The following is a 14705-nucleotide window of genomic DNA, read 5'->3' on the forward strand; positions in this document are numbered from 1 at the left end:
CAGAGGATAGATTAACATCCCGCTAACCGTCCAGCGCAAGTCCCCGCTTTGGCTTTATCCACCTTCATCTCTATCTGAGGTAGCTTGCTCCAAGCTGGCGTCTGCGCCATATCCGAACCGGTATCCACCGGAGGGAGACATCACAATGCGTTATCTTCATACCATGGTCCGGGTGAAAGACCTGGACGCGTCGCTTCATTTCTACACCACCGTTTTCGGGCTCGAGGAAATCCGCCGCAGCGAAAACGAGAAGGGCCGCTTCACGCTGGTCTTCCTCGCCGCCCGCGACGACCTCAAGGCCGCACGCGAAAACCTCGCTCCCTGCGTCGAGCTCACCTACAACTGGGACACGGAGGATTATACGGGCGGACGCAATTTCGGTCACCTTGCCTATGAGGTCGACAACATCTACGACTTTTGTCAGCATCTCCAGGACAACGGCATCACCATCAACCGTCCGCCGCGCGAGGGCCGCATGGCCTTCATCAAATCTCCCGACGGCATTTCGATCGAACTCCTCCAGAAGGGCGAGAACCTGCCGGTCGCCGAACCCTGGGCTTCCATGCCGAATACCGGCTCCTGGTAAAATCATCCGTGCGGCGGCCCGAGGTCGCCGCACCCGCCTCGGCGCAAGCTTGCCCCAGGCTGGCGTCACCCAGGATCCGCGGGCATCGGCAGCTTGTCCCCACCGTTCTCCCGCGAGATGCTTTCGGCATGATTCGCGGCATGACGCCGGCGATACGAGCTGACGGGGCATCCCTTGCCGAAAACGCTTTCTCATCCGTCCAACATCCGCCTGACGCTGGCGATTGCCTGCCTTTCCGCCGTGATGCTCTGCGGTTGCAGCACCACCAGGAAAACCGCGGACGCCGCGGCCGAAGCGGCACCATCACAGCCTGCGAAGCCGGCAAGCGCCAGGGGCATTCTCGCCAAAGGCGGGACGACCGCCTCCAATCGCTATATCGATCCGGTCATCTCGAAAGCTTCCGAACCGCGGCTGGCGCAGGCGCCGGCTGCCAACGCTCCGCCGCCCGCGGACGCTTTTCCGCCCGCGCCCGAGCAGCCGGCTTCCATCGCCGGGCTGGCGACCCAGCCGACCAATGTCCGCGCCGGCAGCGGCAGCATCTTTTCGGCCGCCCCGCCGGCGGCCGCCGAACCTTCCGGGATCGCTCCGGCCTCCGCCGAGCTGCCCAGGCGGAATTTCAACGCCACGGCCGCCAGCGTCTTCAGCACGCGGCAGGCAATGCCGGCCGCCGCTTGCGGCAACAGCCAGCAAGGCACTCCGATAAGCTGCTGATTCGGCGCGATTTTCCTTTCGAAACCCGGCTGCGGAACGCCTGTCATTTTTTTGCAAAAAAGATGGTTTTGACGCTTGCGGGAAAGAAATCACCTCTCTATAAGATCGCTCACCGCACGCGCCCTTCGTCTATCGGTTAGGACGCCAGATTTTCATTCTGGAAAGAGGGGTTCGATTCCCCTAGGGCGTGCCACCCTCCCTCTCCAAGCTTTTGTTTTTGCTGCTCTATCCGCTCCCGCAGGACTTTATTCGCGGACGCGAATTTTTTGCGTTCGCGAAGAGAAAAAAGTGCGTTTTGCGCTTGCGGGAAATCATCGCCCTCACTATAAGGGCGCTCACCGCACGCGCCCTTCGTCTATCGGTTAGGACGCCAGATTTTCATTCTGGAAAGAGGGGTTCGATTCCCCTAGGGCGTGCCATTCATCCCTTTTGGCATTCCATGTTTTTCATAGTATGGTGCTGATCGTCGGCAGCAGGCGCCCATCGTCTAGCGGTCAGGACGCCGCCCTCTCACGGCGGTAACACGGGTTCGAGTCCCGTTGGGCGTACCACTTCCCTCTCGAACAGGAATCGACGGCCTCAGGCCGCTTTTGCCGCATCGAGAAGGCGGAGCTGGATTCGCCTGCTTCCCTGCCAATGGTCGGCGCTGAGGCAACCGGCGGCGTGGATCTGCGCGCCCCTCGAATTCAGCAGCATGTTTCCAAGCGGGGTTTCCGCCGCACGGAAGGCGATCCCGTCCAGCCGCGAACCGTCGGCCGCTTCCAGCGTCACCTTGATATGCGCGGTGCCGACAAGCCGGGCATCCTTCAGCCGGTGGGCGGGGATGGCGAAGACCGGCTGGGCATGGCCGGAACCGTAGGGCCCCGCCTGTTCGAGCTGATCGAAGAGCTCCAGCGTCGCGCCGGAGGCGGAGAGCGCGCCGTCGATCTTCAGCACGTGATTGGCGACCAGGTCCGGTACGGTTTCACCGGCCGTTTCCTCGAAGAAAGCCCGCAGGCGGCCGAGATTGGCGCGCTCCACCGTCAGACCGGCCGCCATGGCATGGCCGCCGCCCTTGACGAGCAGGCCGGCCTCGACGGCGGCCCGCACCATGCGGCCCATGTCGAAACCGTTGATCGAGCGGCCGGATCCGGTGCCCTTGCCGGAAGGATCGAAGGCGATCGCGAAAGCCGGCCGCTTGAACTTCTCCTTGATCCGGGCGGCGATCAGCCCGACGATGCCGGGATGCCAGTTGTCGCGGGCCGTGACGATCACCGAAGCCCCCTCGCCCGTGCCGTACTCCGCCAGCACCTCTGCTTCCGCTTCGGCGAGCATGGCGGCTTCCATCGCCTGCCGCTCGCGATTGAGCTCGTCGAGCCGGCCGGCTATCTCCTCCGCTTCGACCGGGTCATCCAGCGTCAGCAGCCGGCTGCCCAGCGCCGCATCGCCGATGCGCCCGCCCGCATTGATGCGCGGGCCGATGAGGAAACCGAAATGATAAGGCGTCACCGGCCCGCCCAGCCCCGCCTTCCGGAAGAGCGCCGCAAGGCCGGCATTGCCCATGTGGCGTGCGGCAAGCAAGCCCTTCACCACATAGGCCCGATTGAGCCCCTTGAGCGGGACGACATCGCAGACGGTCGCGAGCGCCACGAGGTCGAGCCAGGCCAGCAGGTCGAGCGATTTGGCGCGCGGGTCGCCCGTCTGGCGCAGATGACGCGTGGCCGCGACGAGCACCATGAAAACTACGCCGGCCGCACAGAGATGACCCTGTCCGGACAGGTCGTCCTCGCGATTGGGATTGACGAGCGCCAGGCATGGCGGCAATTCGTGCCCGAGCTGGTGATGGTCGATGACGACCACGTCGCGGCCTTCATCGCGGGCGGCCGCGAGCGCATCAAAGCTGGTCGAACCGCAATCGACCGTGACGATCAGACCGGCGCCGTTGGCGATCAACTGGCGGATGGCCGCCGGATTGGGGCCGTATCCCTCGAAAATGCGGTCGGGAATGTAGATTTCCGCTTCGACGCCGAAATGCCGGAGGAAGCGATAAAGCAAGGCCGAGGACGCCGCCCCGTCTACGTCGTAATCGCCGAAGATCGCCACCTTCTCGCGCCTCGCGATGGCATCGGCCAGCCGGCTCACCGCCTTCTCGCAATCGGTCAGCGTGAAGGGCTCCGGCATCAGCGAGCGGATCATCGGATCGAGGAAGGCCGGCGCGTCGTCCAGCGAAACGCCGCGGCCGGCCAGCACGCGGGCGACGAGATCGGGGATGCCATGCACCTGGGCGATCGCCAGCGCACGGTTCTGCGCCGCCTGATCGAGACGCGAGACCCAGCGTTGATCGCCTGCGGAGCGCTCAACATTCAGGAATGCGCGCGGGACGGGATCAACCGCCTCCGCCGCCGAAAGCGCGGAGATCATTCTGGTCATCGACCGCTTTTAGCGGATTCGAAGCGAAACCGGAATCCATCCGGCGGGATACCCACCGGAAATTCCGCATCCTCAGGGCTTTTGCGTTCGGTTAGAAAAGAGACCAGACGGCTGCCGAGCTGCTCAGCCCCGCCACCGCCAATGCGAACAGGACGAGCATGAACGTCCAGTTCCGCCGTCCTTCGAAATCGTCGCCGTTTTCCTGATCGTTCGCATGAACCAGATGCAAGGTCCGCGGCCCCAATGACTTGCCGGCGGTTCCGCCGAGTTCCAGCCGATAGGCCTTTTTCCCCGTATTCATGGTGATCACGAAAGCGCCTCCCCTCGCTGTGGTGATTACACCGGTCAGTCTATGCCGGACGATCCCGCGCGGCTAGTCACGAAATCTTCATGATGGCTTTTTCCAGAATGCGCCATTCCGGCTGGCCAGAGGCCGGCGGAGAGCCGGCCGGAGGCTGCCGGCAAACCGCCATCAAGTTCTCGCGTCATCCTCGGCCCTGTCCCGAGCATGACGAAGGAAAGGTGGCGGAGCTTCGTCAACAAGCTGAGGCCGGCGGGGAGCCGGCCGTTTTCTCGATGAACCTAGAAAGCCTTGGGCCGCTCGATGCGGATCACCTGCGGTTCGCCGACGAGATAGCTTTCCTGCTTGATCGCATCGACCGCCTTGCGGACGGAATCCTCGGTCGTCGCATGGGTGACGAGAATGATCGTCTTTGCCGTGTCCCCCGCATCCGGCTTGGCGCGCTGCACGATCGATTCGAGCGAGATCGCGTTTTCCGCCATCCGCGCGGCGATGCTGGCGAAGACGCCGGTACGGTCGGCCACCGTCAGGCGGATGAAATAACCGCCTTCGTGGCTCTGCATGCGGGCGCGCTTGTAGGGCGCAAGCGCTGCAGCCGGCGTTCCGAGAACGGGTACGCGCTGGGCGCCCGGACGGCTCTTGGCGATGTCGGCGATGTCGCCAAGCACGGCGGAGGCGGTCGCATCGCCGCCGGCGCCGGGTCCGACCATCAGCAACTCGCCGAGGATATCGGATTCGATCGCCACCGCATTGGTGACGCCGTCGACCTGGGCGATCACGGAATCATGCGGCACCATGGTCGGATGCACGCGCTGCTCGATGCCGCTGTCGGTCTGCTGGGCGACGCCCAGAAGCTTGATGCGATAGCCGAGATCGGCCGCCGCATGGATGTCCTCGATCGAGATATTGGTGATGCCTTCGAGATAGATCTCGTCGGCGGCGATCTCCGTGCCGAAGGCGAGCGTCGTCAGGATGGCAAGCTTGTGGGCCGTGTCGTTGCCCTCGATGTCGAAGGCCGGATCGGCTTCGGCGTAACCGAGGCGCTGCGCCTCCTTCAGGCAATCGGCGAAGGACAGGCCTTCCTTCTCCATCCGGGTGAGGATGTAGTTGCAGGTGCCGTTCATGATGCCGTAGACGCGCGACACCGTGTTGCCGGTCAGGGACTCGCGGAGCGCCTTGATGACCGGAATGCCGCCGGCGACCGCGGCTTCGAAATTGAGGAGCGCGCCCTTTTCCTCGGCGATCCTAGCAAGCTCGACGCCGGAAGCGGCCAGCAGCGCCTTGTTGGCGGTCACCACATGGAGACCGCGGGTGAGCGCAGCACGCACGGAATCGGCGGCGGCACCCTCGGCGCCGCCCATCAGCTCCACGAAGACGTCGATATCGGCTTCCGCCGCCAGCTTCTCCGGCGAGTCGAACCAGGTCGCGCGGGAAATGTCGATGCCGCGATCGCGGTTCCTGTCGCGTGCCGTGACCGCCGTGATCTCGATCGCCCGGCCGCAGGTTACGGTCAGTTCGTTCGCGCGGGTCTGGATGATCCGGACGAGCGAGGCACCCACGGTGCCGAGACCCGCAATGCCGACTTTGAGGGCGTCTGCCATGCTATTCTTCCTGGTCTTCTGAAAAGCGGCGGCCCGGCCGGGCCGCCCGAAATATGATCCGGTCAGCGGTGCGCGTTGAGCGAGATCACGTTGTGCATCGTGTCGTCGGCCGTCGAAAGGAACTTCTTGATGCTGCGGGCCGCCTGGCGGATGCGGTGCTCGTTTTCGACGAGCGCCAGACGGACGTAGTCATCGCCCATTTCCCCGAAGCCGATACCCGGCGCCACGGCGACATCGGCCTTCTCGACGAGCAGCTTGGAAAATTCGAGCGAGCCGAGATGGCGGAACTTTTCCGGGATCTTCGCCCAGGCGAACATGGTCGCGGCCGGCGGCGGCACTTCGAAACCGGCCTTGCCGAAGCTCTCGACCATGACGTCGCGGCGGCGCTTATAAATATTGCGGACCTCCGCGATATCGGAACCGTCGCCGTTCAACGCATGGGTGGCGGCCACCTGGATCGGCGTGAAGGCGCCGTAATCCAGATAGGATTTCACACGCGTCAAAGCCGAGATCAGCCGTTCGTTGCCGACCGCAAAGCCCATGCGCCAGCCGGGCATGGAGAAGGTCTTCGACATGGAGGTGAATTCGACGGCGACGTCGATCGCACCCGGCACCTGCAGCACGGACGGCGGCGGATCGCCTTCGAAATAGATTTCCGAATAGGCGAGGTCCGACAGCACGATGATGTCGTGCTTGCGGGCGAAGTTCACGACGTCCTTGTAGAAATCCAGAGAGGCGACATGCGCCGTCGGATTGGACGGGTAGTTGAGGATCAGCGCCAGCGGCTTCGGGATCGAGTGCTTCACCGCGCGCTCGAGCGGCGGAAAGAAGCTCTCGTCGGGCTCGACGGACATGGAGCGGATCACGCCGCCCGCCATCAGGAAGCCGAAGGCGTGAATCGGATAGGTCGGGTTCGGGCAGAGAATAACGTCGCCCGGCGCGGTGATCGCCTGCGCCATGTTGGCGAAGCCTTCCTTGGAGCCGAGGGTCGCGACGACCTGCGTCTCGGGATTGAGCTTCACGCCGAACCGGCGGGCATAATAGGCGGCCTGCGCGCGGCGCAGCCCCGGTATGCCCTTAGAGGACGAATAGCGGTGGGTGCGCGGGTCCTGCACCACTTCGCACAGCTTGTCGACGATCGCCTTCGGCGTCGGTAGGTCGGGATTGCCCATGCCGAGATCGATAATGTCGGCGCCACCCGCTCGCGCGCTCGCCTTCAAACGGTTGACCTGTTCGAAAACGTAGGGCGGCAGACGCCGGACTTTATGAAACTCTTCCATGGCTCCCTCGAAAAATAGATGCGAAGCACACGTGATTGCGCTGCTTCGTGGCGCATCTTAGGCGATTTGTGCTTTGCGACCAAACGGGCCGAAACGCAAGCGCTATTTGACGTCTTTATCTGGCGATATCGGCCAAAGCGTCGTTGCCGTGCTCGGCGGCAAGCCTGCGGTATTCGGCGACACGGCGCTGATACTCGGCTTCCGAGATCGAGCCCGTCTGCCTGGCGCGGGCGAGTGCCGCAAGCCGCGGCTCCGTCTTCTGATAATCCTGGTCCTCGATCTGCTCGGCGGCGGCCGTCAGCGTCGGGTCGAAGGTCGGGTAGGCGCCTGTCTTGCGGATCGCCAGCGGGCCTGGCGGCGGCGCGGCCCTGGACTGCACGACGACGGCCGGCGGAGGCGTGCTCGGGATGCCGTCGTCCAGCGCGAAACTGCTGCTGTTGCAGCCGGTCAACAGAGGCAACGCGCCGAAAGCGGTGAAAAACGCCAAGCTGCCGATCCGATGCCTCAGTTTTTCCATTTCCGTAACCCAGTTTCCGCGCCGGCGCATTCACCTTAAAGCGCCGGTCGCTGGCACTTGTATTCGCTTTCGGGCACAATGTACAAACGAAAACAGACGACAGTTCACCGACAACTCATTGGGAGACCGCGCGTGGCGGACAAGACCGAAGACAAGGGGCAGACCGGGGAAGGTTTTCCGGGCTTCGACCCCACATCGGTCGAGGCCTACATGGTCAGGGACCCGCAGGCGCTCGCCATGAACTTCGCCCGCGCGCTCGAGAATCTCGGCAAGGCGGCTTCCGAATGGCTCGGTCGCCGCGAGCGCGGCGAGATCGCCGATTCGGTCGCAGATCCGATGGTCGATCTCGTGAAGACGCTCTCGAAGGTCACCGAATACTGGATTTCCGATCCGAAGCGGACGCTGGAAGCGCAGACGCTGCTCTTCTCCAGCTATATGGGCATCTGGGCCCGCAGCCTGAGCCGGTTCTCCGGCCAACCGATGGAGCCGGAGCAGGAAACCGCGCCGAAGGACAAGCGTTTTTCAGACGAGGACTGGGTGAAGAACCCGTTCTTCGCTTTTCTGAAACAGGTCTATTTCGTCACCGCCTCCTGGGCCGAGAGGCTCGTCAACGACGCCGAGGGGCTCGACGAACACACCAGGCACAAGGCGGCCTTCTACGTAAGGCAGATCACGGCGGCCCTTTCGCCGGTCAATTTCGCGATCACCAACCCGGAAGTCTATCGCGAGACGGTCGCCACTCACGGCGCCAACCTGGTCGCGGGCATGAAGATGCTCGCCGAGGACATCGTCGCCGGCGGCGGCGAACTGCGGCTGCGCCACACCGACGCGACCAAGTTCGCGATCGGCCGCAATCTTGCGCTGACGCCCGGCAAGGTGATCGCCCAGAGCGAGGTCTGCGAGGTCATCCAATACGAGCCCTCTACCGAGACGGTGCTCAAGCGGCCGCTGATGATCGTCCCGCCGTGGATCAACAAGTTCTACATCCTCGACCTCAACCCGCAGAAAAGCTTCATCAAGTGGTGTGTCGACCAGGGCCATACGGTCTTCGTCATCTCCTGGGTCAATCCCGACGAGCGGCATGCAAAAAAGGATTGGGAATCCTACATGCGCGAGGGGATAGACTTCGCGCTGACGACGATCGAAAAAGCGACGGGCGAGAACCAGGTCAACGCGATCGGATACTGCGTCGGCGGCACGCTGCTTGCGGCCACCCTCGCCTATCACGCCAAGGAAAAGAACCGCCGCATCGCGTCCGCCACCTTCCTCACCACCCAGGTAGATTTCACCCATGCCGGAGACCTCAAGGTCTTCGTCGACGAGGAGCAGATCGCGGCGATCGAAAAGCAGATGAACGCGGCCGGCTATCTCGAAGGCTCGAAGATGGCGATGGCCTTCAACATGCTGCGCGCCTCGGAGCTCATCTGGCCCTATGTGGTCAATAATTACCTCAGGGGTCAGGAGCCGCCGCCCTTCGACCTGCTCTACTGGAACTCCGACTCGACGCGCATGGCGGCGGCCAATCACGCCTATTACCTGCGCAACTGCTATCTCAACAACAATCTCAGCAAGGGCGAGATGCAGCTCGGCGGCAAGACGATCTCGCTGAAAGACATCAAGATCCCCGTCTACAATCTCGCCACCCGCGAGGACCATATCGCGCCGCCGAAATCCGTTTTCCTCGGCTCTTCGCTGTTCGGCGGGCCGGTGGATTTCGTGCTGACCGGATCCGGCCATATCGCCGGCGTCGTCAACCCGCCCGACAAGCAGAAATACCAGTACTGGACCGGCGGCAAGGCCAAGGGCCAGTTCGAGGACTGGATGGAGAAAGCCGAGGAGGCCAAAGGCTCCTGGTGGCCGCATTGGCATGCCTGGATCGAGGCGAAGGGCGACGAACGCGTACCGGCCCGCAAGCCCGGCGGCTCGGCGCTGAATGCGATTGCCGACGCGCCCGGCACTTACGTGCTTACCCGCGTTTGAACTTCAATCGATGCGTTTCGATCCGCCGCTCGTTCCCGCAACCCTTTTGCAGCGCTACAAGCGCTTCCTGTTCGACGCGGTCGCGGCTGACGGCACGCCCTTCACCGGCTCGTGCCCCAATACCGGCTCGATGCGCGGGCTGACCGCCCCCGGATCGAGGATATGGGTGTCTCTGCACGACAGCCCGACCCGCAAATACCGGCACATGTTCGAGATGGTCGAGGTGGACGGCGAGATGGTCGGGATCAATACCGGCCTGCCGAACCGGCTTGCGGAGGAAGCGATCCGCGCCGGATTGATCCCGAGCCTCACCGGCTACGACACCATCCTGCGCGAGCAGCGCTACGGCCGCAATTCCCGCATCGACTTTCTGCTTTCGGGCGAAGGTCTGCCTGATGCCTATGTGGAAGTGAAGAACGTGCATTTCATGCGCGAAGCCGGATTGGCCGAGTTTCCCGATACGGTCACGAAGCGCGGCGCCAAGCATCTGGAAGAACTCGGAGACATGGTGGAGGCCGGTCACCGGGCGGTGATGATCTATCTCATCCAGCGGCACGACTGCTCGCATTTCAGGATCTGCTCCGATCTCGATCCGCTCTATGCGCTCGCCTTCGAGCGCGCGAAAACCCGCGGCGTCGAGGCCTATGCCGTCCGCTGCCGCGTTTCGCCGGAGGAAATCACCCCTTCGGGGCTCATTCCGGTCGACGACCTCGGCTAGAGCGTTTCCTTGTTAGATTGAAGCATTCTGCCGGAGCAGGTTTTCATTGGGGCAAAGGCGATTGGCGAAGGGCATACCCCTTGGTACGTCCGAGCCGATCGCCTTTGATCCCGGCGGAAAGATGCCCGGCCCTGCGGGTTGGCTGAAACGGGCCGCCTGATCGACCGGCTGGCTCGGCCGTAGGGCGGGGCTACGACCTGCGCCAGCCGGTCGACCATCCGACTCCGTTTGAGCCAACAGAATGCCTCAATCTAACAAGGAAACGCTCTAACGCTTCCCCGCGGCCTTGTAGACTGCGTTCCTGTCCCTGCGGCCAACCGCAATCACCAGCACGATCAACTGAGCATCGCGAACCTCGTAGACGAGACGGTAACCGGCGGTCCTCAACTTGATCTTGTAGCGGTCCTTGGCCCCGTAAAGCTGTGCGGAGGGTACGCGCGGATTTTCAAGACGCTCGGCAAGCTTCTTCCTGAACTGGTCGCGGATATTGGGGTCGAGCTTCCGCCATTCCTTCAAAGCGGCATCGAGAAAGGCGAGCTCATAGCTCATCCAGCGTCACCTTGACGATGGCTTCCCCTGCCCGGCTATCGGCCAGCGCATTGAGTTCCATATCCTCCAGCCGGTCCATCATGACTTCGTAGGCCTTCGCCGGAATGCAATAGAAGGCCGGCTCATTGCGGTTGAGAATGGCGACGGGGGCTCCGTCACCCGCGGCAACGGTTCCCATCGGGTTGCGCTTCAGTTCGGATACGCTAGCGGTAACTTCCGCAAGTACGACGCTGACCATGGATCTCTCTTTCGCATTCTGAATAGAACCTTATATAGCATTCTAAAGAGCTCCTTAAAAGGTCTCATCCGGCTGCATGAAGTGAAGGAATTTCCACAAACCGCTCACAAATCGCTGATGCCGATGGACGAACCGGGGCCGCCTGCTTTATGAACGGAGGAATTGCGAGAGAAGAACCATGGTCAACTATATCGAGGCGGTTTCCGCCCCTGCGAAGAATACGGGCGCGATCCGGCTCTACACTCAGGAAGACTTTGCGGGCATGCGCAAGGCCAGCCTGCTCACGGCACGCTGCCTCGACGAACTGGCGGCGATCGTGAAGCCCGGCATTACGACCAATGCCATCGACCGCTTCGTCTTCGAATTCGGCATGGATCACGGCGCGCTGCCTGCGACGCTCAACTATCGCGGCTATACGAAATCCACCTGCACCTCGATCAACCACGTCGTCTGCCACGGCATTCCGGACGACAAGCCGCTTCGCGAAGGCGATATCGTCAATATCGACGTGACCTACATCCTCGACGGCTGGCATGGGGATTCGAGCCGCATGTACCCCGTCGGCCAGATCAAGCGCGCTGCCGAACGTCTGCTCGAAGTGACCTATGAATGCCTGCTGCGCGGCATCGCCGCCGTGAAGCCGGGCGCCCGCACCGGCGCCATCGGCGAAGCGATCCAGACCTATGCGGAAGCCGAGCGCTGCTCGGTGGTGCGCGATTTCTGCGGCCATGGGGTCGGCCGGCTCTTCCACGATTCCCCGAACATCCTGCATTACGGCCGCGCCGACGAAGGCCCGGAGATGAAGGAAGGCATGATCTTCACGATCGAGCCGATGATCAATCTCGGCAAGCCGCATGTGAAGGTTCTCTCCGACGGCTGGACCGCGGTCACCCGCGACCGCTCGCTTTCGGCGCAATACGAGCATGCCGTCGGCGTCACGGCGACGGGCTGCGAGGTTTTCACCCTTTCGCCCGGCGGCCTCGACCGGCCCGGCCTGCCGCCGCTTTCGAGGTAACATGACCAAGCGTCCAGCCCCGCCGCCGGACGAACAAGCCTCCCTTCTGGAGGACGAGCGCGGCTTTTTCGCCGAACAACTCTCCAAGCCGAAAGCCATCCAGAAATCCGCACCTCCCGCAAAGGAGGATCAGGCGGCCCATTATCACGGCCATCGCGAGCGGCTCAGGACCAAATACCGCGATCACGGCGACACCGGGCTTGCCGACTACGAGATCCTTGAACTGCTGCTCTTCCGGCTGATCCCGCGCCGCGACACGAAGCCGATCGCCAAGGCTCTGCTCGATCGCTTCGGGACGCTTGCAGGCGTGTTCGGCGCGCCGGCTGGGCTGCTGCAGGAGGTGAAGGGCGTCGGCGAGACCGTCGCGCTCGATCTGAAGCTCGTCGCCACCGTCGGCCAGCGGATGCTCAAAAGCGAGCTGCGCGGCAAGCAGGTGCTCTCTTCCTGGTCGTCCGTGATCGACTACTGCCACGCGGCCATGGCCTACGAATCCCGCGAGCAGTTCCGCATTCTCTTTCTGGACAAGCGCAACGCGCTGATCGCCGACGAGGTGCAGGGCCACGGCACCGTCGATCACACGCCGGTCTATCCGCGCGAGGTGGTGCGCCGGGCGCTGGAGCTTTCCGCCACGGCGATTATCTTAGTGCATAACCACCCAAGTGGTGATCCGACACCGTCGCGCGCCGATATCGACATGACGAAAACGATCATCGACACCGCCAAGCCGCTCGGCATCACGGTGCACGACCACATCATCATCGGCAAGGACGGACATGTCAGCATGAAGGGCCTCAGGCTGATCTGATTTCGAGCAGCATCATCGAGCTGCCCCTCATCCCCCTGCGGGACCTTCTCCCCGCAAGCGGGGAGAAGGGTACGCCGCACTGCCTCCGTTCCCATCCCGTCAAGCGGGGCACCTTCCCTCTCCCCGTTTACGGGGAGAGGGTAAGGGACAATTCCACATGAGATTGTTCTTCCGGAAGATCAGGCCACCTGCACCAGGTGTCCTTCCGAAACCTCGCGATATTCCCGCTTCGGCGGCCGGTAATCCATCGGGCGGACCGGGCTCTTCAGCTCGTCGTTCGAGATGCCCCGGCGGATGCCGCGGCGCGCAGGATCCGGCACGGGAACGGCGGCCATCAGCTTCTTCGTGTAGGGATGCTGCGGATTGTCGAAGACCGCCGCCCGCGGGCCGATCTCGACGATTTCGCCGAGATACATGACCGCGACGCGGTGGCTCACACGCTCCACCACGGCCATGTCATGGCTGATGAACAGGAAGGCGAGATTGAGGCTCTGCTGCAGGTCGAGAAGCAGGTTGCAGACCTGCGCCTTGATCGACACGTCGAGCGCCGAGACGCTTTCGTCGGCGACAATGACTTTGGGATCGAGCGAGAGCGCCCGGGCGATCGCGATGCGCTGACGCTGGCCGCCGGAGAATTCATGCGGATAACGGCTCGCCATGTCCGGCGAGAGGCCCACCTTGCGCAAGAGATCGGCGGTCTTTTCCTTTGCTTCCTTCGCGGTGCCGAGCTTGTGCTTGATGAAGGGTTCGGCGATTGCCGCACCTACCGTCATGCGCGGGTTGAGCGAAGAAAACGGGTCCTGGAAAATCATCTGGATGGTCTTGCGCATGTTGCGCAACCCGACCTGATCGAGACGCAGCACGTCGTAGCCGTCAAGCGCGACCTCGCCGCCGCTCGGTTCGATCAGCCGCATGATCGAACGACCGGTGGTCGACTTGCCGCAGCCGGATTCACCGACCAGTGACAGGGTCTCACCCTGGAAGAGGTCGAAGGAAATGTCCTCCACCGCATGCACCGCGCCGGTCTGCCGGGCGAAGAGGCCGGAGCGGACCGGAAAGCGGGTGACGAGGTTCTTCACCGCCAGGACCGGCGTCCTGCCGCTCGCCACCGTGCCGGCGACTTCCTGCGGCTCCGCCGCCTCGCCGGTCTTCATGTCGACGACCGCGAAACGGGTCGGCCATCTGCGATTTTGCATCGAGCCGAGCTTCGGCACTGCGGAAAGAAGCGCCCGCGTATAGGGATGCTTGCCGCGATGGAAAATCTCCTCGGTCGGGCCGCTTTCGACCGCCTCGCCGCGATACATCACGATGGTGCGGTCGGCGATTTCGGCGACTACGCCCATGTCATGGGTGATGAAGAGCACCGACATGCCCTCCTCTTCCTGCAGCACCTTGATGAGATCGAGGATCTGTCCCTGAATGGTGACATCGAGCGCGGTGGTGGGCTCGTCGGCGATGAGAAGCTTCGGCTTGGAAGCCAGAGCCATCGCGATCATGACGCGCTGGCGCATGCCGCCCGAGAACTGGTGCGGGTAGTCGTCGAAGCGAGAAGAGGCGTTCGGGATGCGCACCTTTTCCAGAAGCCGCACCGTCTCGGCGCGTGCATCCTGCTTCGAGAGCCCTCTGTGGCGCGTCAGCACCTCGGAAATCTGCCTGCCGATGGTGAAGATCGGGTTCAGCGAGGTCATCGGCTCCTGAAAGATCATCGAGGCGTCGTTGCCGCGCACGCCCCGCATCTCCTTTTCGGACAGCGCCAGAAGCTCCTTGCCGTTGAGAAGGATCTTTCCCTCGATACGGCTGGAGCCCGGCGCCAGGAGCCTCATGATCGACAGCGACGTGACGCTCTTGCCCGAACCGCTCTCGCCGACGATCGCGACCGTTTCGCCGGGGCGCACGTCGAAGGAGACATCGCACACGACGCTCTTCCATTCGCCGTCGACCAGGAAGGAGGTCGTGAGGTCTCTGACGGAAAGGACGGGGGCTTCGCTCATGACG

At 63.1% G+C, this 14705-nt stretch carries 14 protein-coding genes and 3 tRNA genes; 9 read left to right on the top strand and 8 right to left on the bottom strand.

Features of this window, described 5'->3' with window-relative positions; genetic code table 11:
- Window positions 1–145 precede the first annotated feature (145 nt).
- The 5 genes from gloA to QTA58_RS22045 all read left to right on the top strand — a co-directional run bounded on the left by gloA (window position 146) and on the right by QTA58_RS22045 (window position 1848).
- On the top strand, window positions 146–586 hold the full coding sequence (gloA, locus tag QTA58_RS22025; RefSeq protein WP_085424201.1) for a lactoylglutathione lyase: 441 nt from the start codon (window positions 146–148) through the stop codon (window positions 584–586).
- Between the two features lie 174 nt (window positions 587–760).
- Entirely contained in the window at window positions 761–1297 is a 537-nt protein-coding gene (locus tag QTA58_RS22030; protein ID WP_289670841.1) for a hypothetical protein, read from the top strand.
- A gap of 118 nt (window positions 1298–1415) precedes the next feature.
- Window positions 1416–1490 (top strand) — tRNA-Glu (locus QTA58_RS22035).
- 151 nt (window positions 1491–1641) lie between these two features.
- Window positions 1642–1716 (top strand) — tRNA-Glu (locus QTA58_RS22040).
- A 57-nt stretch (window positions 1717–1773) separates the two neighbouring features.
- A tRNA-Glu gene (locus QTA58_RS22045) sits at window positions 1774–1848 on the top strand.
- A gap of 28 nt (window positions 1849–1876) precedes the next feature.
- On the opposite strand, the gene recJ is transcribed toward QTA58_RS22045, so the two are convergent.
- From recJ to QTA58_RS22070, 5 genes are all read right to left on the bottom strand, one after another.
- Complete coding sequence (gene recJ / locus QTA58_RS22050) at window positions 1877–3697, bottom strand: single-stranded-DNA-specific exonuclease RecJ (protein WP_289673275.1); 1821 nt, start codon at window positions 3695–3697, stop codon at window positions 1877–1879.
- A gap of 100 nt (window positions 3698–3797) precedes the next feature.
- Window positions 3798–4016, bottom strand: a complete 219-nt coding sequence (locus QTA58_RS22055; RefSeq protein ID WP_085424198.1) for a hypothetical protein — start codon at window positions 4014–4016, stop codon at window positions 3798–3800.
- A 272-nt stretch (window positions 4017–4288) separates the two neighbouring features.
- Window positions 4289–5608, bottom strand: a complete 1320-nt coding sequence (locus QTA58_RS22060; RefSeq protein WP_289670842.1) for a homoserine dehydrogenase — start codon at window positions 5606–5608, stop codon at window positions 4289–4291.
- Between the two features lie 62 nt (window positions 5609–5670).
- Window positions 5671–6888: an LL-diaminopimelate aminotransferase gene (locus tag QTA58_RS22065; RefSeq protein WP_085424196.1), complete on the bottom strand. Its 1218-nt coding sequence runs from the start codon at window positions 6886–6888 to the stop codon at window positions 5671–5673.
- A gap of 115 nt (window positions 6889–7003) precedes the next feature.
- The gene (locus QTA58_RS22070; protein WP_143531756.1) at window positions 7004–7375 is read right to left on the bottom strand and encodes a hypothetical protein; all 372 of its coding nucleotides are present in this window, start codon (window positions 7373–7375) and stop codon (window positions 7004–7006) included.
- Window positions 7376–7537: 162 nt separating this feature from the next.
- On the opposite strand from QTA58_RS22070, the gene phaC reads away from it, so the two are divergent.
- Window positions 7538–9385 carry a class I poly(R)-hydroxyalkanoic acid synthase gene (gene phaC / locus QTA58_RS22075; RefSeq protein WP_289670845.1) on the top strand — a complete coding sequence of 616 codons (1848 nt, stop codon included), beginning with the start codon at window positions 7538–7540 and terminating at the stop codon, window positions 9383–9385.
- 10 nt (window positions 9386–9395) lie between these two features.
- On the top strand, window positions 9396–10103 hold the full coding sequence (gene sfsA / locus QTA58_RS22080) for a DNA/RNA nuclease SfsA (protein ID WP_289670846.1): 708 nt from the start codon (window positions 9396–9398) through the stop codon (window positions 10101–10103).
- A gap of 267 nt (window positions 10104–10370) precedes the next feature.
- On the opposite strand, the gene QTA58_RS22085 is transcribed toward sfsA, so the two are convergent.
- Window positions 10371–10652 (bottom strand): type II toxin-antitoxin system RelE/ParE family toxin, encoded by a 282-nt coding sequence (locus QTA58_RS22085; protein ID WP_289670847.1) that lies wholly within the window; start codon window positions 10650–10652, stop codon window positions 10371–10373.
- A complete protein-coding gene (locus QTA58_RS22090) occupies window positions 10642–10890 on the bottom strand; it encodes a type II toxin-antitoxin system Phd/YefM family antitoxin (RefSeq protein WP_289670848.1) in 249 nt (82 codons plus the stop codon). Before QTA58_RS22090 ends, QTA58_RS22085 begins: the two co-directional genes overlap by 11 nt.
- Before the next feature lie 178 nt (window positions 10891–11068).
- On the opposite strand from QTA58_RS22090, the gene map reads away from it, so the two are divergent.
- Both map and radC read left to right on the top strand, forming a co-directional pair.
- The gene (gene map / locus QTA58_RS22095; RefSeq protein WP_085424192.1) at window positions 11069–11905 is read left to right on the top strand and encodes a type I methionyl aminopeptidase; all 837 of its coding nucleotides are present in this window, start codon (window positions 11069–11071) and stop codon (window positions 11903–11905) included.
- 1 nt (window position 11906) lies between these two features.
- A complete protein-coding gene (radC, locus tag QTA58_RS22100; protein WP_289670849.1) occupies window positions 11907–12710 on the top strand; it encodes a DNA repair protein RadC in 804 nt (267 codons plus the stop codon).
- A gap of 179 nt (window positions 12711–12889) precedes the next feature.
- On the opposite strand, the gene QTA58_RS22105 is transcribed toward radC, so the two are convergent.
- Window positions 12890–14701 carry an ABC transporter ATP-binding protein gene (locus tag QTA58_RS22105; protein WP_289670850.1) on the bottom strand — a complete coding sequence of 604 codons (1812 nt, stop codon included), beginning with the start codon at window positions 14699–14701 and terminating at the stop codon, window positions 12890–12892.
- Window positions 14702–14705 lie beyond the last annotated feature (4 nt).

This window comes from Neorhizobium sp. CSC1952 (genome assembly GCF_030378245.1).
In the GTDB taxonomy this organism is placed as follows: domain Bacteria; phylum Pseudomonadota; class Alphaproteobacteria; order Rhizobiales; family Rhizobiaceae; genus Neorhizobium; species Neorhizobium oryzae_A.